This is a genomic window from Comamonas sp. wu1-DMT, assembly GCF_040187805.1.
Classification (GTDB): Bacteria; Pseudomonadota; Gammaproteobacteria; order Burkholderiales; family Burkholderiaceae_C; genus Comamonas; species Comamonas thiooxydans.
The window spans coordinates 1-19,700 of the sequence record NZ_JBANEM010000021.1 but is presented as its reverse complement, the minus strand read 5'-3'; the positions used below and the strand labels follow the sequence as shown (position 1 = coordinate 19,700).

Here is a 19,700-nt window from a genome sequence, read left to right as displayed (position 1 = left end):
ATAGCTGAAAGCGCAAGCCAGACAAGCGCTTTCACATGTTTTGAGCGTAAATCTGATGAACCGCCCTTTTAACTTCTCCGCAGGCCCCGCCGCCATCCCTGAAGAAGTGCTGCAAACCGCAGCCGCCGAAATGCTGGACTGGCACGGCTCCGGCATGGGGGTGATGGAAATGAGCCACCGCGGCAAGGAATTCATCAGCATTTACGAAGCCGCCGAAGCCGATCTGCGCGAGCTGCTGGCCGTGCCCGCGCATTTCAAGATCCTCTTCATGCAGGGCGGCGGCATTGCCGAAAACGCCATCGTGCCCATGAATCTGTCGCGCGCCGGCGTGGTGGACTTTGTGGTGACCGGCAGCTGGAGCCAGAAGTCGGCCAAGGAGGCCGCCAAGTACGCCAGCGATGCCAATGTGGCCGCCAGCGCCAAGGACAGCGACTACACCACCATTCCCGCCGCCAGCAGCTGGAATCTGAGCCGCGGCGCCAGCTATGTGCATATCTGCAGCAACGAGACCATTCACGGCGTGGAGTTCCACGAGCTGCCCGACCTCCAGGCTCTGGGCTCGGATGCTCCGCTGGTCATCGACTTCTCCTCGCATGTGGCCTCGCGCTCCATCGACTGGAGCCGCGTGGGCCTGGCCTTTGGCGGCGCGCAGAAGAACATCGGCCCCGCCGGCCTGACCATCGTCATCGTGCGCGAAGACCTGCTGGGCCATGCCCTGCCCGTCTGCCCCAGCGCCTTTGACTACCGTATCGTGGCCGACAACGGCAGCATGTACAACACGCCTCCCACCTGGGGCATCTACATGGCCGGCCTGACCTTCCAGTGGCTCAAGCGCCAGACCGAAGGCGGCCTCAGCGGCGTGGCCGCCATGGAAGCGCGCAACATCGCCAAGGCCAAGCTGTTCTATGACTATGTGGACCAGTCCTCGTTCTACGTGAACAAGGTGGCCGCGAACTGCCGCTCGCGCATGAACATTCCGTTCTTCCTTCATGATGAGTCGCGCAACGACGCCTTCCTGGCCGGCGCCAAGCAAGCCGGCCTGCTGCAGCTCAAGGGCCACAAGTCCGTGGGCGGCATGCGTGCCAGTATCTACAACGCCATGCCCATAGCAGGCGTGCAGGCGCTGGTCGACTACATGCGTGACTTCGAGCAACGTCAGGCCTGAGCCCCACCCTTAGCCTTGTAAAAAGATGAGCTGCCACCGCTTGATCTGCAAGTACTTCACCAAGGTATTGGTTTGAATTCCTTGTGCAAAAAGCGCCAGCAGCTACGACATTTGAGAGATTCATGAGCCAAGAACCCCAAGCCAGCCCCGAGCTGTTGTCGCTGCGCAACCAGATCGATTCCCTGGACCGCCAGTTGCTGGAGCTGGTCAATCAGCGCGCCCATGTGGCCGAGCAGGTGGGCGAGCTCAAGAAGAAGGAAGGCTCGGCCTTCTTCCGCCCGGACCGCGTGGCCCAGGTGATCGAGAAGATCAAGTCCAACAACCCCGGCCCGCTCAAGGGCGCGCATGTGGCCGCCATCTGGCGCGAGATCATGTCGGCCTGCCTGGCGCTGGAATCCCCCCAGCGCGTGGCCGTGCTCGGCCCGGCCGGTACCTTCTGCGAGGAAGCGGCGATCCAGTACTTCGGCGGCGCGGCCGACCTGATGTACTGCAACAGCTTCGAGGAAGTCTTTCATGCCACGGCCGCCGGCAGCGCCCAGTACGGCGTGGTGGGCGTGGAGAACTCCAACGAAGGCGTGGTCACGCGCTCGCTGGACATGTTCCTGCACACGCCCTGCCATGTGGTGGGCGAAGTCAGCATGCTGATCCGCCACAATCTGATGCGCACCAGCAACACGCTGGACGGCATCGAGGTCGTGGCCGCCCACCCCCAGGCTCTGGCCCAGTGCCAGGGCTGGCTGTCCAAGCACCTGCCGCATGCCGAACGCCGCCCCGTGGAGAGCAATGCCGAAGGCGCACGCCTGGCGGCCCTGCATCCCAACTGGGCCGGCATTGCCGGTGAGCGCGCAGCCCAGCAGTTCGGCCTGCACATCGTCAGCCACGCGATCCAGGACGATGCCTACAACCGCACGCGTTTTGCCGTCATCTGCCTGCCGCACACGCTGGCCACGGCCGCGCCCAGCGGCAGCGACTGCACCAGCCTGGTGGTCTCGGTGCCCAACACCGCCGGCGCCGTGCATGACCTGCTGGTGCCACTGAAGAAGCATGGCGTCTCGATGACGCGCTTCGAGTCGCGCCCGGCCCGCACCGGCCAATGGGAGTACTACTTCTACATCGACATCGAAGGCCACCCGGCCCAGGCCAATGTGGCCGCCGCCCTGCAAGAGCTCCAGGGCCTGTGCGCGTTCTACAAGGTGCTGGGCACCTACCCGGTGAGCAAGTGATGGCGACTCAGGAATTGCAGCCGTTCGAGCAGCTCGGCTTGATCGGCTGCGGATTGATGGGCGGCTCCTTCGCGCTGGCACTCAAGAAAGCAGGCCTGGTCAAGCGCGTGGTGGGCTACAGCAAATCGCCCTCGACCACCGAACGTGCGCGCCAGATGGGCGTGATCGACGTGGAAGCGCCCTCCGCCCTGCTGGCGGCGGCCGGCGCCGATCTGGTGCTGCTGGCCGTGCCCGTGGCGGCCACCGAGGCCACGCTCAAGTCCATCAAGCATCTGGTCACGCCCCAGATGATGATCATGGACGTGGGCTCCACCAAGGTCGATGTGGTGCAGGCCGCACGTTCGGCGCTGCGCGACCAGATCGGCAGCTTTGTGCCCGCCCACCCCATCACCGGCAAGGAAGTGGCCGGCGTGGAGCACGCCGATGTCAAGCTCTACCAGGGCGCCCAGGTCGTGCTGACCCCTACGGAGCGCACGCTGACAGCGCATCTGGCCAAGGCCCAGGCGCTGTGGCAGGCCCTGGGATGCAAGGTCACGGCCATGTCGCCCGAAGCCCATGACAGCGCACTCGCCACCGTCAGCCACCTGCCCCATCTGCTGGCATTTGCCATGATGCAAAGCGTGCTGAACCAGCCCGGTGCCGACGATATGCTGGCGCTGGCCGGACCCGGCTTTCGCGATTTCACGCGCATAGGCGCGGGCGACCCCAAGCTCTGGCGCGATGTGCTGCTGGCCAACCGCGATCAGGTGCTGGCCCAGTCACGTCAGTTTCGCCAGGCGTTGGAGCAGCTCGAAGGGCTGATGCAAGCCAACGACGGCCAGGGCCTGCAGGACCGCCTGACCCTGGCCAGCGCCGCGCGCGCCGAATGGACCATGGGCGGCAAGCGAGGCTCTTAAACTAGCGGCGTCGATCTATTCACCCAACCGCCACAGACACCGGGCAACGCCCGCCGCGCAGCCCGGTGTCGAAGCAGCCAGGCTGCGCAGGGGTTACGAGAGTTTTATGTTCACCACCGAATTTCTGGATCTGCCCGCACTGGACTCCGCCAACGGCACCGTCAGCCTGCCCGGCTCCAAGAGCATCTCCAATCGCGTGCTGCTGCTGGCCGCACTGAGCCAGGGCACTACCACCATTCACGACCTGCTGGATTCGGACGACACCCGCGTCATGCTGGCCGGACTCAAGCAGCTGGGCTGCAGCATCAGCCCGGACGTCGTCACACCCGGCCAGGCTATTGCGGTCACCGGCATCGGCGGTCAGCTGCCGGCCGGCACTGCGGCCACGCTGTTCCTGGGCAATGCCGGCACAGCCATGCGCCCGCTGACCGCGGCGCTGTCGGTGCTGGGCGGCGACTTCGAGATGACCGGCGTGCCCCGGATGTACGAACGCCCGATCGGCGACCTGGTCGACGCGCTGCGCCAGCTGGGCTGCAAGATCGACTATCTGAAGGATGAAGGCTTTCCGCCCCTGAAGATCGGCCAGCCCGACTTCAGCCAGCTGGGCAGCGAATCCATCAAGGTACGCGGCGATGTCTCCAGCCAGTTCCTGACCTCGCTGCTGATGGCCCTGCCCCTGCTGGCCAAGGATCGAGATATCAGCATCGAGGTGGTGGGCGAGCTGATCTCCAGGCCCTATATCCACATCACGCTGGAACTGCTGGCGCGCTTTGGCATTGCCGTGCAAAACGATAACTGGCAGCGCTTTGTGATCCCCGCGGGCAGCCACTACCAGTCGCCGGGCGCCATCCATGTGGAGGCCGACGCCTCGTCGGCCAGCTATTTCATCGCGCTGGGCGCGATTGCCACCGGCACTACCGATGACGCCGATGCCGACAACGCGCCGCAGCCCAAGAGCATCCGCATTCTGGGTGTGGGCCAGGACTCGATCCAGGGCGATATCCGCTTCATCGAGGCCGCCCAGGCCATGGGCGCAAAGATCGAAAGCGGCCCCAACTGGCTGCAGGTCAGCCGTGGCAGCTGGCCTCTGAAAGCCATCGACCTCGATTGCAACCATATTCCCGACGCGGCCATGACGCTGGGCACCATGGCGCTGTATGCCGACGGCGTGACCACGCTGCGCAACATCGCCAGCTGGCGCGTCAAGGAAACCGACCGCATTGCCGCCATGGCGATCGAGTTGCGCAAGCTCGGCGCCTCGGTGGAAGAAGGTGCGGACTACATCCGCATCACTCCCCCGGCCGGCAAGGCCGCCTGGAAAGCAGCCAGCATCCACACCTATGACGACCACCGCGTCGCCATGTGCTTCTCTCTGGCGGCCTTCAACCCGGCCAAGCTGCCCGTGCGCATCGAAGACCCCAAATGCGTGGCCAAGACCTTTCCCGACTATTTCGAGGCACTGTTCTCCGTCAGTGAAGCCGAGCGCGAGCACATTCCCGTGATCTGCATCGACGGGCCCACAGCCTCCGGCAAGGGCACGATTGCCGCAGAAGTCGCCAGGGCACTGGGCTACCAGCTGCTGGACTCAGGCGCGCTGTATCGCATCACCGGCCTGGCCGCATCGCGCGCCGGCATGACGCTTGACGAGTCGAACGAGGAAACCATTGCCGAGATGGCGCTGGACATGCCGGTACGCTTCGATGCACAGCAGCGTGTCTGGCTCGGCGACGAGGACATCAGCCTGGCCATCCGCAGCGAAGAAGCCGGCATGAACGCCTCGCGCGTATCGGCCCTGCCCGCCGTACGCACCGCGCTGGTGGATCTGCAGCTGTCCTTCCAGGCTCTGCCGGGACTGGTTGCCGACGGCCGCGACATGGGTACGGTCATCTTCCCCCACGCCCCGCTCAAGGTCTATTTGTGGGCATCTGCCCAGTGCCGCGCGGAGCGCCGATATAAACAGTTGATTTCCAAAGGAATTTCAGCTAATATGTCCACCCTTTTGGCAGACCTTGAGGCAAGAGACGCGCGCGACATGAATCGCGCCACCGCTCCGCTCAAGCCCGCCGAGGATTCTTTGCAGCTCGACAGCTCCGAGATGACCATTGAAGAAGTGGTTGCCCAGGTGCTGTCGTGGTGGCAGGAACGCCAGCCGTTTGGCCGCTCTTGAAACTTCAGCTTGAAGTTTTCGGGACAGCCCCGCATCTGGCTTGTTGGCCCTTGATGCCAGGCTTTCGCAGACCGCGGACCGGCAGCAAGGTTGTTAACCTTTAACCCCGTGGGCCCAAACCCACAACCTCCGCAATCAGTCTTAAAAACGCTTGGCAATGGTGCCGACGGAAACCTGGTTGCGGGCAAGGAACTACATGTCTGAATCTTTTGCCGCCCTTTTTGAAGAGTCGTTGACACGCACCGAAATGCGTCCTGGCGAAGTTATCACCGCTGAAGTCGTGCGCGTTGAGCACAACTTCGTGGTGGTGAACGCCGGCCTGAAGTCGGAAGCCTACGTGCCCCTCGACGAGTTCAAGAACGACCAGGGCGAAGTCGAAGTCCAAGTGGGTGACTTCGTGTCCGTGGCCATCGGCTCCATCGAAAACGGCTACGGCGACACCATCCTGTCCCGTGACACCGCCAAGCGTCTGGCTTCCTGGCTGTCGCTGGAAAAGGCTCTGGAATCCGGCGAATTCGTGACCGGCACCACTTCCGGCAAGGTCAAGGGCGGCCTGACCGTTCTGGTCAACGGCATCCGCGCTTTCCTGCCCGGTTCGCTGATCGACACACGTCCCATCAAGGACCTGACTCCCTACGAAAACAAGACCCTGGAATTCAAGGTCATCAAGCTGGATCGCAAGCGCAACAACGTGGTGCTGTCGCGCCGCGCTGTGGTGGAAGCCTCCATGGGCGAAGAACGCGCCAAGCTGATGGAAACCCTGAAGGAAGGCGCTATCGTTCAGGGCGTGGTCAAGAACATCACCGAATACGGTGCGTTCGTGGACCTGGGCGGTATCGACGGCCTGCTGCACATCACCGACATGGCATGGCGCCGTGTGCGTCACCCCTCCGAAGTGGTGACTGCTGGTCAGGAAATCACTGCCAAGATCCTGAAGTTCGACACCGAAAAGAACCGCGTGTCCCTGGGTCTGAAGCAAATGGGCGACGATCCCTGGATGGGCGTGGCTCGCCGCTACCCCTCCGCTACCCGTCTGTTCGGCAAGGTCACCAACATTGCTGACTACGGCGCATTCGTGGAACTGGAACCCGGCATCGAAGGCCTGGTGCACGTTTCCGAAATGGACTGGACCAACAAGAACATCGCTCCCACCAAGCTCGTGTCCCTGGGCGACGAAGTGGAAGTCATGGTTCTGGAAATCGACGAAGACAAGCGTCGCATCTCCCTGGGCATGAAGCAGTGCAAGGCTAACCCCTGGCAAGAATTCGCCCAGAACACCAAGCGCGGCGACCGCGTGAAGGGCCCCATCAAGTCCATCACCGACTTCGGCGTGTTCGTGGGTCTGGCTGCCGGTATCGACGGCCTGGTGCACCTGTCTGACCTGTCGTGGAACGAAGCCGGCGAAGCCGCCGTTCGTAACTACAAGAAGGGTCAAGAAGTCGAAGCCATCGTGCTGGCCGTGGACGTTGAGCGCGAGCGCATCTCCCTGGGCATCAAGCAGCTGGACAGCGATCCCTTCACGACCTTCGTGACCGTGAACGACAAGGGCCAGGTTGTGACCGGTAAGGTCAAGACTGTGGACGCCAAGGGCGCTGAAATCGACCTGGGCGAAGACATCATCGGCTACCTGCGCGCTTCCGAAATCTCGCAAGACCGCGTGGAAGATGCTCGTTCCGTCCTGAAGGAAGGCGACGAAGTGACTGCCGTGGTGGTGAACGTGGATCGCAAGAGCCGCAACATCCAGCTGTCCATCAAGCAAAAGGATCACGCTGAACAGCAAGTCGCCATGGCTTCCCTGTCGGCTCAGTCCTCCAAGGAAAACGCTGGTACCACCAGCCTGGGCGCTCTGCTGCGCGCCAAGCTGGACGCTGACAAGTAAATCTTGCATCAGCCGGTCAGCCAGCTCGCCTGGCTGACCGCCAAGCGTCAAAGACAACGGGCGCCCTGTGCGCCCGTTGTTGTTTTCAACCTAGAGCCTCCGCCACCCGATGACCCGATCCGATCTCGTCGAAGAACTTGCCGCCCAGTTTGGCCAACTCAACCAACGTGATGCCGAGCAGGCCGTCAAAACCATTCTGGATGCCGTCAGCGATGCCCTGGTGCGCGGTCACCGTATCGAAATTCGCGGCTTTGGCAGCTTTGCCATCAATCACCGCCAGCCCCGCATAGGCCGCAACCCCCGCTCGGGCGAGTCCGTTCAGGTTCCTTCCAAGCGCGTTCCTCATTTCAAGCCCGGCAAGGCCCTGCGCGAAGCCGTGGACAATCTCAAGGCCGACGACTCCGCTGCCCAGCAGCCGCAGACCGCCTGAAGTCCGTAGGCACCGTCAGCCCAATCAGGGCTGAGCATGCCGCCGTTTGCCAGTCCGCGCATAGGCTGGCCTAAAATCTTCCCGTCACACAAGGCGCATAAAGGGAAGCATGAAATACCTGCTGTGGCTGCTCAAGGCAGCCATTTTTTTTCACTCTGTTCGCATTCGCACTCAACAACCAGCAAGACGCCACCGTGCATTTCTTCTTTGGCACGGCCTGGACCGCACCTCTGGTGCTGGTGGTTTTGGCTGCTTTCGCACTGGGCCTTTTTGTCGGAGTGCTGGGCATGGTGCCACGCTGGCTCAAGCATCGCAGCGCAGCGCGCGAAGCACAGGCCACTCAACAGGTACCGAACGCCGCAGCCAACGCTGCCAGTGCAGCACCTGCGGTGAAGGAACAGAACTCTTCTTCGATCATTGCGCCGGGCGACGTGCATGGAATTTAATCTGACTTGGATTTTGCTGGGCCTGCCTGCAGCCTTTGTGCTGGGCTGGCTGGCCTCCCGCTGGGATTTGCGCCAGGTGCGTGCCGACAACCGCCAGGCTCCCAAGGCGTATTTCAAGGGCCTGAACTTTCTGCTCAACGAGCAGCAGGACAAGGCCATCGATGCCTTTATCGAGGCCGTACAGAACGACCCCGATACTACCGAGCTGCACTTTGCCCTGGGCAATCTGTTTCGCCGCCGCGGCGAATACAACCGTGCGGTGCGCGTCCACGAGCATCTGCTCAGCCGCGCCGACCTCACCCGCCCCGACCGGGACCGTGCCCAGCATGCACTGGCGCAGGACTTTCTCAAGGCAGGCCTGCTGGATCGCGCCGAGGAGGCGCTGAACCGCCTGGAAGGCACGCAGTACGAAGGCGAGGCACGCCTGGCACTGCTGGCCATTTACGAGCGCTCTCGCGACTGGGCCCAGGCAGCGGCCATCGTGCGCAAGATGCAGGCTGCGGGCCAGGGAGACTTCAGCACCCGCCTGGCCCACTATCTTTGCGAAGATGCGCAATCCCAGGTGGCCCATGGCCAGCTCGACAAGGCTTTTGCGCAGCTGCAGCAGGCCCTGGAGACGGCGCCGCAAGCTCCGCGCCCCCGACTGGAGCTGGCCCAGCTCCAGCATCGCCAGGGCCGGTCCGCGCAGGCTTTGTCCAGCCTTCAGGCCCTGGCGCAGAACAGCCCCGCAGCCCTGCCCCTGGCCGCCAGCCTGCTGGTGGAAGTGGCCGAAGCAACGGGCGCGCTCGCCGAGGCTCGCGATCTGCTGCTCAAGCACTATGAACAGGCACCATCGCTGGATCTGCTGCAGGCACTGGTCGCCCTGGACCAGAAAAGCGGTGATGCTGCAGCGCCCGGCCGCCAGCGCCTGGTGCAGCATCTGGAGCATGAGTCGTCCCTGGTGGCGGCCGCCCAATGGCTGGAAGGCGAGACCCTGACCGAAGAGCAGTACCATGCCACCGTGCAGAAGGCACTGAACCATGCCACCAAGCCCCTGACCCGCTACCGCTGCGCAGCCTGCGGCTTTGAAGCTCGCACCCATTTCTGGCATTGCCCCGGCTGCCAGAGCTGGGACAGCTATCCGGCACGCAGGGTCGAAGAGCTGTAAAGCACGTCCAGAAGACAAAGAGCGCCCAGGGCGCTCTTTTTAAATGCAAGCAGCCGGCCCGTTTAATGGCCACTCCACTCATCGGCCGGCATATCCTGCTTGCCGATCAGCCAGGGCAGGCGCGAGGACACGCCGACCAGCGCCCCCACCGCCCAGAACAGGGCCGAGACACCGACCACCGTGCCGAGCGAGCCGAACAGCACCGGCATCAGCACGCTGGAGCCGTTGATGGCCATCATGCGCAATCCCAGCGCCTCGCCATGACGCTCGGGCGGCGTGATCTGATGAATCATGCTCATCACCATGGGTTGCACCGATCCCAGCACCACGCCCAGCAAGACCGAACAGGCACCCATGCTCCAGGCACCGGGCATGAAGGGGTAGGCGATGAACAGGGCGCAGGCAGCAACCATGGCCCCCAGCACCACCTGCGATTCAGCCATATGGCGCGTGATGATGGGCATCAACAGGCGGATCACGGCTGCAGCAATCGCAAAGGCGCCCAGGATGCTGCCTATCACCGAGGCAGGCAGTCCGCGTTCATGACCCAGAATGGGCACGACAAAGGTATGCACATCCCAGCAAGAGGAAAGCGCCCAGTTCAACAGCAACAGGCGCCTGAAGCCCCGGTTCTGCACCAGGTCCCAGGCCGTTGCCTTCTGGTTCGCGCTCTCGGTCTGCAGCGCCGGCAGCTCCTGCACCGTTCTCGCCCAGAACCATGCCGCCAGAGGCATCAGGGTCAGCAGCAGGAAGGCGGCCCTGAAGCCCGTCGTGCTGGCCGCTTCTCCGCCTGCATAGTCGATCAGCAGCCCGGCCGCAAACGGTCCCAGAAAGTTGGAAATGGCCGGGCCAATCGCCAGCCAGCTGAAGACCTTGCGCAGCTCGTCCTTGTTGTGTGCCATGCGCCCCACATGGCGCTGCAGGGCGATGAGCGCCATGCCGGCTGCGCCGCCCGTCAGCAAAGCGCTCAGGCACAGCACCGGATAGATCGGGAACAGCACGGCCACTCCCGCTCCGGAACATGCGGCCACCACACTGATGATGAGCGGGCGCTTGAGCCCGTGACGGTCCGCATAGCGGCCCGCGGGCAGCGACAGAAACACCTGGGTCAGCGCGAACAGCGCCAGCAGCATGCCGACCGCGGCTGCGCTATAGCCCTCCTTGAGCGCCAAAAGCGGCGTGGCCATGCGCATTCCGGTCATGGTGCCGTGGATACAGACTTGCGCAAGGATCAGGCGCAGCAGGGCCGCATTCATTCTTCGTCCTCGCTGGCGGTCTGATCGCCTCCAGGCGATGTGGCCGGAAACAGGGGCTGCTCCTGCCCGGCTTCATTCGGCAGCTCCTGCACATTGCGCAAATGGCGCTGAATGGCGCGCGTGCGCACACCCACCTGATCGAACTTGCGCGCAGCGGCATCGATGGACTTGCGCGTAGCCTCCACCACTTCGCCGAACTTGCCGAACTCGGTCTTGACCTGACCGAGCACGCCCCAGACTTCGGAGGAGCGCTTCTCGATCGCCAGCGTCTTGAAGCCCATCTGCAGGCTGCTGAGCATGGCGGCCAGATTCGCGGGACCGGTAATCACGATGCGATGCTCGTTCTGCAGCGCCTCGACCAGGCCCGGACGGCGCAACACTTCGGCGAACAGGCCCTCGGTGGGCAGATACATGACGGCAAAGTCCGTGGTGTGCGGCGGCGCGATGTACTTGCTCGCAATCTTCCTGGCCTCGCCTCGAATCGATGTCTCGAAGGCGTTGCCTGCAGCGGCAATGGCCACACGATCTGCGCTGTCCTGGGCATCCTGCAGGCGCTGGTAATGCTCGACCGGATATTTGGCATCGATGGGCAGCCATACGGGCTGCTCGTCGTTGCGTCCCGGCAGCCGGATGGCGAACTCGACCAGCTCATCGCTGTCAGGCACGGTCTTGACGTTTCTGGCGTACTGCTCGGGCGTGAGCACATTGTCGATGATGCTGCCCAGTTGCAGCTCGCCCCAGGTGCCACGCGACTTCACATTGGTCATCACGCGCTTCAGATCGCCTACGCTGCCCGCCAGAGTCTGCATCTCGCCCAGCCCCTTGTGCACCTGCTCCAACCGATCGCTGACCAGCTTGAAGGACTCGCCCAGACGCTGCTCCAGCGTGGCATGCAGCTTTTCATCGACAGTGCGGCGCATCTCGTCGAGCTTGAGGGAGTTTTCGCTCTGAATCGTGGCCAGTCGCTCGTTGAGCGTTGCGCGCAGCTGCTCGGCCGTGGTCTGCTGGCCCTGTGCCAGCGCAGCCAGTTGCTGGCTCACCGCATCCTGCAACACGGCAAACTGATGACGCAGTTGCTCGCCATTGCTTCCCAGCTGATCCTTGAGCGCAGCCCCCATATTGGTACTCATATGCGTGAGCTGCTGCTGGATGTCGCCCTTGAGCGAGTCCAGCGTACCGCGCGTCGTCTCGGCCAGGGCCTCGAAGCGCTGCTGGACATGGACTGCCTGCTCTGCACTGCTTTGGGCCAGTGCCGCACGGGCTTGCTGGCTGTCGCCCGTCAGCCGCTGCGCAAGCTGGGAAACGTCTTCACGAAAGGATGCCAGCGCCGCCGCCTGCTCGCGCCGTGCGGCCAGTGCATCTTGCTGGGCCTGGGCCAACTGGGTCTGTACATGCTGGGTGACACGGTCCAGGGCTCCATCGCTCTTGGCCACCGTCATCTGGGTACTCTGGCTGCTGCGCTCCAGCTGCTGCAGCCTGACATCCAGCGCCTGCAATCCCTGCAGCAGCTGGGCTTGCAACCTCATCGCATCAGGGCCCAGAGCAAGTTCCGTCTGACGGCGCAGCCCCTGCAGCCACCACAGCAGCACCAGAAGCAGGCCCACCATCAATACGGCCAGCGCCGCCAACCCAAGCCACCACGTAGTCACTGTCTTGCCACGCCTTTCGCACTCTTTTTTGATAGCTGCAAGCGCTTATCAGCAAATCGCTACAGACCTATTCATTGAATTTCCGCCCTGGGCATTGCAGACTGAAGTTTGCAAGCACTAGCGCGCAGGCAAATTATCAGTCCTCAGAGCCACGAAAAATTCAATGCGATCAAAAGTGCTGCTTCCGGTTGCAGCCTTGGTGACAGCTAGGCTGCAATCGGTTGACGCAAGAATCAGGCGTCGGGGCCCACTTGCTGGGCAATGGCCATGGCGAACTTGCCGCCGCCCACGGACCAGTCGGAATAGTCGTTTTCGTGCGTGAAGATGAACACATCGCTGGGTGCGACGTCCGCATCTTTCTCCAGATTGGCGGCGATGTTGGCATACAGCGCGCGCTTCATGGCATCGCTGCGCCCACGGCGCATGGTGATCTCGACCACGACCACGCGGTCCGAGCGCTTGTAGCCGTTGAAAGTGCGGCTGAAGAAGAACTTCTGCTCGTCATATTCCTCAACCATGTTGAACAGCTCATCGGCGGGCATGCCGATGCCGTCGATCAGGGCCTGATGAATACCGTTGACGATGGCCTGGCGCTGGGCGGGCATGGTGTCCTTGTGGACGCTGGTGCGGATAAAAGGCATTGCTATCTCGCTTGATATAAAAAAGCCCGCTGTGCGCACAGACGCCAAGCGGGCAGAAATTATCAAAGCCGACAACGCACTCAGAGCACGTATTCGCCCTCAAACTGATATGACGTGATACGGCCTAATCGCGGCATCAGGCCAGCTGATTGACGGGCGTCAGCGGCCCCTTGCCAGCAAAGAACGAGATCAGGTTGTCAGCCGCCAGCCCCGCCATGGCCGTACGCGTACCCTTGGTGGCGCTGGCGATATGAGGTGTCAGCACCACATTGGGCACGGTCAGCAGATCGGGATGCACGACAGGCTCACCCTCGAACACGTCCAGCCCCGCTGCAGCAATGCGCCCGTCTTTCAGTGCCTGGGCCAGAGCCGCATCATCGACGATGCCGCCACGCGCAATATTGATCAGCGTGGCTGTGGGCTTCATCTGCGCAATTTCTGCCGCGCCTATGGTGTGGCGGTTTTCGGGGGTGAATGGCAGCACCAGCATCAGATGGTCTGCACGTTCGAGCAGCTCCTGCTTGCCGACATAACTGGCCTTGCACTCGGCTTCCAGCGCAGCATCCAGACGCGAGCGATTGTGATAGATCACCTCCATGCCAAAGCCGTAAGCCGCACGGCGTGCAATGGCCTGACCGATGCGGCCCATGCCCAGGATGCCCAGCGTGCTGCCATGCACCTCGGCACCCGCAAACAGGTCGTAATGCCAGTCCTTCCAGAGCCCGGCACGCAGATAGTGCTCGCTCTCGGCAATGCGGCGCGCCGTGGCCATCAGCAGGGCAAAGCCGAAATCAGCCGTTGTCTCGGTCAGCACATCGGGGGCATTCGTGCCCTGCACGCCCGCGGCCGTCATCGCGGGCACATCGAAATTGTTGTAGCCCACCGCCATATTGGCCACGATCTTGAGCTGCGGGCAGGCGGCCAGCAACTCAGCATCGATGCGCTGCGACCCCGTGGTCAGTACGCCATCCTTGCCCTGCAACTGCTGTGCCAGCTCTGCCGGAGACCAGACCACATCCTCCTGATTGGACTGCACTTCAAAATGCTGCTGCAACCGCTGCACCACCTCGGGTGAAATGGCGCGGGCAATCAAGATACGGGGCTTTTGACTCATCGCGCTGTCTCCTCATTCATCTTTTTAGAACATATCAGCTCGCCCGGCACAGCCCGAGCTATCAAGCAAGAGCCGTCCCGCAGCAATGATGTCGTCCCCCTCAAGGGGAGAGCCATCACCTAAACCAAATCCAGGTAATCAAAACCAGCAGAGGTACCAGCACGCAGACCGACCAGAGCATATAGCCGAAAAAGCCCGGCATCTTCACACCGCGATCTTCAGCAATCGCCTTGACCATGAGATTGGGCGCATTGCCAATGTATGTGTTCGCACCCATGAACACGGCACCGGCAGAAATGGCTGTCAGCGTCAGCGCCATCTCGGTCATGAGGTGAGCGGGGTCGCCGCCGGCGGTATTGAAGAACACCAGATAAGTCGGAGCGTTGTCGAGGAAGGAAGACAACAGACCCGTGGCCCAGAAATACATGGCCGGGTTGGGCGTGCCATCGGCATTGGTGACTGCGCGCACCACGGCACCGAACGGGCCATCGACACCTGCCTTGAGCATGGCGATGACGGGAATGATGGTCAGGAAAATACCTGCAAACAGCTTGGCCACTTCCTGCATGGGTCCCCAGCCGAACTCATTGGCCTGATGCACATGAGCGGGTGTGAGTTTGAGCGAAAGCAGCACCACGGCAAGCAAACCCAGATCACGCACCAAACCGGGCAGGCCCACATGGGTCCCGGCGATCTCGATACCCGCAGGAGTGCGCCAGATGCCGCTGACCAGCACCAGAGCCACCACCACCATCAGCAGCACAAAGTTCACGCGGCCTTCAAAGCCCAGGCGGCTTTGAGCCCCGGTCACATCCATGCTGGGCGTGGGATCGGGCAGATCGGTCTCGCCCTTTTGCCCCATCAGCTTGTGATCTATCGCATAGAAGATGGCCAGCAGCGCCAGCGTGAGGAACAGCATAGGGCCCCAGATATGGCTCACCGTCCAGAAGAAGTCCACCCCCTTCAGAAAGCCCAGGAACAGCGGCGGATCTCCGAGCGGCGTCAACGCCCCCCCCAGCATTGGAGACGATGAAGATGAAAAACACCACCACATGAGCCTGATGACGGCGGTTATCGTTGGCGCGCAGCAAGGGGCGTATCAGCAGCATCGAAGCTCCGGTCGTGCCCATGAAGCTGGCCAGTACCGCTCCAATGGCCAGGATGGCGGTATTCAACCCCGGCGAACCACGCAGATTGCCGCGCACATAGATGCCTCCGGCCACCGTGTACAACGCGGTCAGCAGGATCACGAATGGCAGATACTCGGCCAGCAAGGCATGCACCAGATTCACGCCCGCCGCGCCCAACCCGTAGACCAACGCAAAAGGCAGCAGGAAGGCCAGCGCCCAGCCGGCAGTGACCTTGCCGAAATGGTGATGCCAGAATTGCGGAAGCAGCAGCGGCAGCAGCGCAATGGACAGCAGCATGCCCACAAACGGCAGGCCCCAGGCCACGGACATGGCTGCGCCGTCAATGTCTGCGGCCTGCGCGGTGGCCGCTGCCAGCGTCAGCAGCGCGGCCGCCGCGGCTTTCATAAAAGATTTGCTGTTCAAACGCCCATCCTCTCTGCTCTTTGCCCTGCAACAGGCATAACTCCCGCCAATGATTCTTTGATTTCTATGCCGGCGAAACCGGCTCCGGCGGCGCAATGCTGAACACCTGGCGCAGATAGGCCAGGTATTTTTCATCGTCACACATGCTCTTGCCCGGTGTGTCCGATAGCTTTGCCACGGGCTGGCCGTTGCAGCGCGTCATCTTGATCACGATCTGCAATGGCACATGCTCGGGGGGATTTCCCAAATCGTTGGTCAGATTGGTGCCGATGCCGAACGCCAGCTGGCAGCGACCGTTGAAGCGCTCGAACAGCCCGATGGTTTTGGGGATGGTCAGCCCATCGCTGAAGATCAGCACCTTGCTCAGCGGATCGATCTTGTTGGCCTTGTAATGCGCGATCAGGCGCTCGCCCCAGTCAAACGGGTCGCCGCTGTCATGGCGCGCACCGTCAAAAAGCTTGCAGAAGTACAGATCGAAATCACGCAGAAAGGCCGACATGCCATAGACGTCGGACAGCGCAATCCCCAGATCGCCCCGGTACTCGCGCGCCCAGGACTCGAAGCCGAAGATCTGGCTGTCGCGCAGGCGCGGGCCCAGCGACTGGCAGGCCTGCAGATATTCATGGGCCAAGGTGCCCAGCGGGATCAGGCCCAGCTTCATCGCATACAGCACATTGCTGGTGCCCGCCAGTTGCCCCTTGCGCTGGCCGTTAACGCGCGCCGCCCCCGAATGACCCAGCCTGGCGCAAAGCACCCGCAGCACCTCTTCATGCCAGGCCCTGGAAAAGCGCCTGCGGGTGCCGTAATCGGCAATCTTGAGCGACTCAAGGCCAGGCGCTTGCAGCAGCTCGATCTTCTCGTCCAGGCGCTTGCGTCCTTCCAGAAAGTTGGGTACTGGCTGGGTATTGCGGAAATACACCTCGTTGACGATGGCCAGCACTGGAATCTCGAACAGGATGGTGTGCAGCCAAGGGCCCTGGATGGTGATGTCGATCTCGCCGCTGGCCAGGGGCGTGACCGTGATGTATTTGTCGTTGAGCTGGAACAGGCTCAGGAAATCGACAAAATCGCTCTTGATGAAGCGCAGCGAACTCAGATAGGCCAGCTCGGCATCTTGAAAGCGCAGCTTGCACAGAGAGCGGATTTCTTCACGAATTTCATTGACGTACGGAGCCAGTTGCACGCCAGGGTTGCGGCATTTGAAGCGGTACTCCACCTGCGCGCCCGGAAACTGATGCAGCACCACCTGCATCATCGTGAATTTGTACAGGTCGGTGTCTAGCAGACTGGTGATGATCATGGACGACGGTGGGCCTGACGGTCCGTTCAGTCATGGAACAAGGCTGGCTCAAAACACAGGCTGCGCCAGCCTCAACAGAGACTGACGAGTGTAGGCTATTCCACACCCTGCACCGTACTCACGGCTCCTAAGCGCTTCTTGCAGATGCGGGCTTCGGATTTGCCGCCAGATATATCAATCGGATCAGAATCAAACCTTTGATACACATACGCGAGAAGCTATCATTTTTGCTATTCACCAGCAGGCTCTGCACGCAGCAGTGACTGTAGCGCCGCCCGCAAGGGCTCGGGCAAAGGCACAGGCCGGCGCGTCTGCCTGTCGACATAGACATGCACAAAATGCCCGGCAGCAGCCGACTGGCTCGCACCCCTGGCAAACAGACCCACTTCATAGCGCACGCTGGAGCTACCCAGATGGGCCACGCGAATACCCGCTTCCACGGCTTGGGGGAAAGCCAACGAGGCAAAGTAATTGCACTGGGTCTCTATCACCAGGCCAATCGTCTGCCCATCATGAATATCCAACGCGCCCTGCTCTATCAGATACGCATTGACCGCGGTATCAAACCAGCTGTAGTAGATGACGTTGTTCACATGACCGTAAACATCGTTGTCCGACCAGCGGGTGCTGATTTCACGAAACACGGGATAGGAGTCGCGCGCCTGCGGCTGGGCGCGCAAAGGTTTGCCATGAGATAACGATGCAGTCATGCAGTCATTTTGCAGAGCTGCCCCGGCGCCGCCAGCACCACCGCGACAGGGCTTGCAGGTTGTCACTCATCAACGCATGACGCACCGCACAAAGAAAACACGCCACTTCAATTTTTGTCAGTTATCAGACATAACAAAGTCTTTTAAAAATCATATACTTATCAAAAACAAAGAGTCATTAATTTTTTTGCTGCAGTGCAACAAATTAAAGCTTGCATTGCCACAAATTCTCTTTCACAATGCACTCATGCTGCACTGCAACATACGGCTGGCAAAGATAGCGGTCATGTCAGGGCAGACGTTTCCTCCGGTCCGATCCCTTTGTTAGATCCGTAATTTTGGAGAATTGCCATGAGCCTGACCCCTGACCAAATCCTGAGCGCACAAAAAGCCCACTTCGAGACACTGTTCGGCCTGACCAGCAAAGCTTTCGAAGGCGTGGAAAAGCTGGTGGAACTGAACGTCACCGCCTCGCGCGCCGCACTGGCCGAAGCTGCCCAGCACACCCAGGCCGTGCTCAGCGTCAAGGACGCCCAGGAACTGCTGACTCTGCAAGCAGGCCTGTTCCAGCCGCTGGCCGAGAAAACCGCTTCCTACAGCCGCCACCTGTACGACATCGCCAGCAACACTGCCGGCGAATTCAACAAGACGCTGGAAGCCCAGTCCACCGAAGCTCGCAAGAACTTCAATGCCCTGCTGGACAACACGACCAAGAATGCTCCTGCCGGTTCCGAATCCGCTGTTGCCATGGTCAAGAGCGCAGTCTCCGCCGCCAACAACGCCTTCGAATCCGTGCAAAAGGCGGTGAAGCAAGCCTCCGACATGGCCGAAGCCAATTTCAACGCAGCCACCAAGACAGCAACCGAAGCTGTCAAGGCCACGACCGCTGCCAAGCGTTAAGAACATGGTTATTGACATGCTTGGCAAAGACTAGGGTTTACCCTATAATCACCAGCATGTCAGGTCGGCATACATTGAATCAGATGCTGACCTTGCGCAAGTTGTCTCCTTGGATCCTCCTGAAACCCCCGTTTCATGGATCCCTTCAAAGCCCAATCTTCCCGATTGGGCTTTTTTTTATGCGCGCTTTCCTCAGGTCGCCAGTTCCTTCACTCTGTGCATAATTGACGTTTACGTCAACGTCAACAGACATCGAACAAGGAGACAGTTCATGCAGATTCAGGATCGCGTATTCATCGTGACCGGTGGCGCTTCAGGCTTGGGCGAAGGTTCGGCGCGCATGCTGGCCGCCAACGGCGGCAAGGTCGTGATTGCCGACATGAATGCAGAGCGCGGCGAGGCCGTAGCCAGTGAGATCGGCGGCGTCTATCTGTGCTGCGATGTCAGCAATGAGGCCGATGGTCAGGCCGTGGTCGCCAAAGCCACCAGCCTGGGCAAACTCGCCGGCCTGATCAACTGCGCCGGTATTGCACCGGCCGAGAAAACCGTAGGCAAAAGCGGCCCGCACAGCCTGGCCGTCTATACCAAGACCATCATGGTCAACCTGGTCGGCACCTTCAACATGATTCGCCTGGCAGCGGATGCCATGAGCAAGAATGAGCCAGAGCCTACCGGCGAGCGCGGTGTGCTGATTTCTACAGCCAGCGTCGCAGCCTATGACGGCCAGATCGGTCAGGCCGCCTACTCAGCCTCCAAGGGCGGCGTGGTCGGTATGACGCTACCCATTGCTCGCGACCTGGCTCGTAGCGGTATTCGCAATATGACGATTGCTCCCGGCATCTTCGGCACCCCCATGCTGTTCACCATGCCGCAGGAAGTTCAGGATGCACTGGCCGCCAGCGTGCCCTTCCCCAGTCGCCTGGGCAAACCCGAGGACTACGCCAAGCTGGTCAAGCAGATCCTGGAAAACGACATGCTCAATGGTGAAGTCATCCGCCTGGACGGCGCCATTCGCATGGCCCCGAAATAATGGGTAAATCAAAGGCCTTGCCGCAAGGCCTTTTCTCGGGATCCCGGGCAAAGAAAAAGCCGCAATCAATTGCTTGATTGCGGCTTTTTGAATCTGGCGGAGTGGACGGGACTCGAACCCGCGACCCCCGGCGTGACAGGCCGGTATTCTAACCAACTGAACTACCACTCCTGGCAGGAAGCTTTGCTACATAT

General features: G+C 61.5%; 15 protein-coding genes, 1 tRNA gene and 2 pseudogenes. 10 read left to right on the top strand and 8 right to left on the bottom strand.

Going from position 1 to position 19,700, the window contains the following annotated elements:
* Positions 1–55 precede the first annotated feature (55 nt).
* From serC to lapB, 8 genes and pseudogenes are all read left to right on the top strand, one after another.
* On the top strand, positions 56–1,165 hold the full coding sequence (gene serC, locus V8Z78_RS22600; protein WP_046462754.1) for a 3-phosphoserine/phosphohydroxythreonine transaminase: 1,110 nt from the start codon (positions 56–58) through the stop codon (positions 1,163–1,165).
* 122 nt (positions 1,166–1,287) lie between these two features.
* Positions 1,288–2,388: a prephenate dehydratase gene (gene pheA, locus V8Z78_RS22595; RefSeq protein ID WP_003067663.1), complete on the top strand. Its 1,101-nt coding sequence runs from the start codon at positions 1,288–1,290 to the stop codon at positions 2,386–2,388.
* Positions 2,388–3,284, top strand: coding sequence for a prephenate dehydrogenase (locus tag V8Z78_RS22590; protein WP_012837598.1), 897 nt, complete (start codon positions 2,388–2,390; stop codon positions 3,282–3,284). Before pheA ends, V8Z78_RS22590 begins: the two co-directional genes overlap by 1 nt.
* Before the next feature lie 106 nt (positions 3,285–3,390).
* A complete protein-coding gene (locus V8Z78_RS22585) occupies positions 3,391–5,451 on the top strand; it encodes a bifunctional 3-phosphoshikimate 1-carboxyvinyltransferase/cytidylate kinase (protein WP_057091876.1) in 2,061 nt (686 codons plus the stop codon).
* A 196-nt stretch (positions 5,452–5,647) separates the two neighbouring features.
* On the top strand, positions 5,648–7,330 hold the full coding sequence (gene rpsA / locus V8Z78_RS22580) for a 30S ribosomal protein S1 (RefSeq protein ID WP_003057144.1): 1,683 nt from the start codon (positions 5,648–5,650) through the stop codon (positions 7,328–7,330).
* A 109-nt stretch (positions 7,331–7,439) separates the two neighbouring features.
* Entirely contained in the window at positions 7,440–7,760 is a 321-nt protein-coding gene (locus tag V8Z78_RS22575; protein ID WP_043006739.1) for an integration host factor subunit beta, read from the top strand.
* A gap of 109 nt (positions 7,761–7,869) precedes the next feature.
* A pseudogene (locus tag V8Z78_RS22570) lies at positions 7,870–8,206 on the top strand (LapA family protein).
* Positions 8,196–9,353: a lipopolysaccharide assembly protein LapB gene (gene lapB, locus V8Z78_RS22565; RefSeq protein ID WP_349732196.1), complete on the top strand. Its 1,158-nt coding sequence runs from the start codon at positions 8,196–8,198 to the stop codon at positions 9,351–9,353. Before V8Z78_RS22570 ends, lapB begins: the two are co-directional and overlap by 11 nt.
* 62 nt (positions 9,354–9,415) lie before the next feature.
* Here lapB and V8Z78_RS22560 read toward each other — a convergent pair whose 3' ends face one another.
* From V8Z78_RS22560 to V8Z78_RS22530, 7 genes and pseudogenes are all read right to left on the bottom strand, one after another.
* Positions 9,416–10,609: an MFS transporter gene (locus tag V8Z78_RS22560; protein WP_349732195.1), complete on the bottom strand. Its 1,194-nt coding sequence runs from the start codon at positions 10,607–10,609 to the stop codon at positions 9,416–9,418.
* Positions 10,606–12,216 carry a DNA recombination protein RmuC gene (locus V8Z78_RS22555; protein ID WP_502878870.1) on the bottom strand — a complete coding sequence of 537 codons (1,611 nt, stop codon included), beginning with the start codon at positions 12,214–12,216 and terminating at the stop codon, positions 10,606–10,608. Before V8Z78_RS22555 ends, V8Z78_RS22560 begins: the two co-directional genes overlap by 4 nt.
* Positions 12,217–12,491: 275 nt before the next feature.
* Positions 12,492–12,899: a tautomerase family protein gene (locus V8Z78_RS22550; protein ID WP_003067678.1), complete on the bottom strand. Its 408-nt coding sequence runs from the start codon at positions 12,897–12,899 to the stop codon at positions 12,492–12,494.
* Positions 12,900–13,035: 136 nt separating this feature from the next.
* Entirely contained in the window at positions 13,036–14,013 is a 978-nt protein-coding gene (locus tag V8Z78_RS22545; RefSeq protein ID WP_349732194.1) for a 2-hydroxyacid dehydrogenase, read from the bottom strand.
* Between the two features lie 115 nt (positions 14,014–14,128).
* Positions 14,129–15,548, bottom strand: a pseudogene (locus tag V8Z78_RS22540) (sodium:proton antiporter).
* Between the two features lie 82 nt (positions 15,549–15,630).
* Positions 15,631–16,866 (bottom strand): nicotinate phosphoribosyltransferase, encoded by a 1,236-nt coding sequence (pncB, locus tag V8Z78_RS22535; RefSeq protein ID WP_012837590.1) that lies wholly within the window; start codon positions 16,864–16,866, stop codon positions 15,631–15,633.
* 230 nt (positions 16,867–17,096) lie between these two features.
* Positions 17,097–17,576 carry an acyl-CoA thioesterase gene (locus tag V8Z78_RS22530; protein WP_012837589.1) on the bottom strand — a complete coding sequence of 160 codons (480 nt, stop codon included), beginning with the start codon at positions 17,574–17,576 and terminating at the stop codon, positions 17,097–17,099.
* A 351-nt stretch (positions 17,577–17,927) separates the two neighbouring features.
* Here V8Z78_RS22530 and V8Z78_RS22525 point away from each other — a divergent pair, with 351 nt between their 5' ends.
* Positions 17,928–18,476, top strand: a complete 549-nt coding sequence (locus tag V8Z78_RS22525) for a phasin family protein (protein ID WP_003067688.1) — start codon at positions 17,928–17,930, stop codon at positions 18,474–18,476.
* A gap of 271 nt (positions 18,477–18,747) precedes the next feature.
* On the top strand, positions 18,748–19,506 hold the full coding sequence (locus V8Z78_RS22520) for a 3-hydroxyacyl-CoA dehydrogenase (protein WP_349732193.1): 759 nt from the start codon (positions 18,748–18,750) through the stop codon (positions 19,504–19,506).
* Between the two features lie 94 nt (positions 19,507–19,600).
* Here V8Z78_RS22520 and V8Z78_RS22515 read toward each other — a convergent pair.
* Positions 19,601–19,677, bottom strand: a tRNA-Asp gene (locus tag V8Z78_RS22515).
* Positions 19,678–19,700: the final 23 nt, after the last annotated feature.

Coding starts and splice junctions, on each gene's coding strand:
- V8Z78_RS22590 (WP_012837598.1), top strand. CDS start 2,388: ATGGCGACTCAGGAATTGCAGCCGTTCGAGCAGCTCGGCTTGATCGGC.
- V8Z78_RS22560 (WP_349732195.1), bottom strand. CDS start 10,609: ATGAATGCGGCCCTGCTGCGCCTGATCCTTGCGCAAGTCTGTATCCAC.
- V8Z78_RS22530 (WP_012837589.1), bottom strand. CDS start 17,576: ATGACTGCATCGTTATCTCATGGCAAACCTTTGCGCGCCCAGCCGCAG.
- V8Z78_RS22575 (WP_043006739.1), top strand. CDS start 7,440: ATGACCCGATCCGATCTCGTCGAAGAACTTGCCGCCCAGTTTGGCCAA.
- V8Z78_RS22585 (WP_057091876.1), top strand. CDS start 3,391: ATGTTCACCACCGAATTTCTGGATCTGCCCGCACTGGACTCCGCCAAC.
- V8Z78_RS22520 (WP_349732193.1), top strand. CDS start 18,748: ATGCAGATTCAGGATCGCGTATTCATCGTGACCGGTGGCGCTTCAGGC.
- pheA (WP_003067663.1), top strand. CDS start 1,288: ATGAGCCAAGAACCCCAAGCCAGCCCCGAGCTGTTGTCGCTGCGCAAC.
- serC (WP_046462754.1), top strand. CDS start 56: ATGAACCGCCCTTTTAACTTCTCCGCAGGCCCCGCCGCCATCCCTGAA.
- V8Z78_RS22550 (WP_003067678.1), bottom strand. CDS start 12,899: ATGCCTTTTATCCGCACCAGCGTCCACAAGGACACCATGCCCGCCCAG.
- V8Z78_RS22545 (WP_349732194.1), bottom strand. CDS start 14,013: ATGAGTCAAAAGCCCCGTATCTTGATTGCCCGCGCCATTTCACCCGAG.
- lapB (WP_349732196.1), top strand. CDS start 8,196: ATGGAATTTAATCTGACTTGGATTTTGCTGGGCCTGCCTGCAGCCTTT.
- V8Z78_RS22555 (WP_502878870.1), bottom strand. CDS start 12,216: ATGGTGGGCCTGCTTCTGGTGCTGCTGTGGTGGCTGCAGGGGCTGCGC.
- pncB (WP_012837590.1), bottom strand. CDS start 16,866: ATGATCATCACCAGTCTGCTAGACACCGACCTGTACAAATTCACGATG.
- rpsA (WP_003057144.1), top strand. CDS start 5,648: ATGTCTGAATCTTTTGCCGCCCTTTTTGAAGAGTCGTTGACACGCACC.
- V8Z78_RS22525 (WP_003067688.1), top strand. CDS start 17,928: ATGAGCCTGACCCCTGACCAAATCCTGAGCGCACAAAAAGCCCACTTC.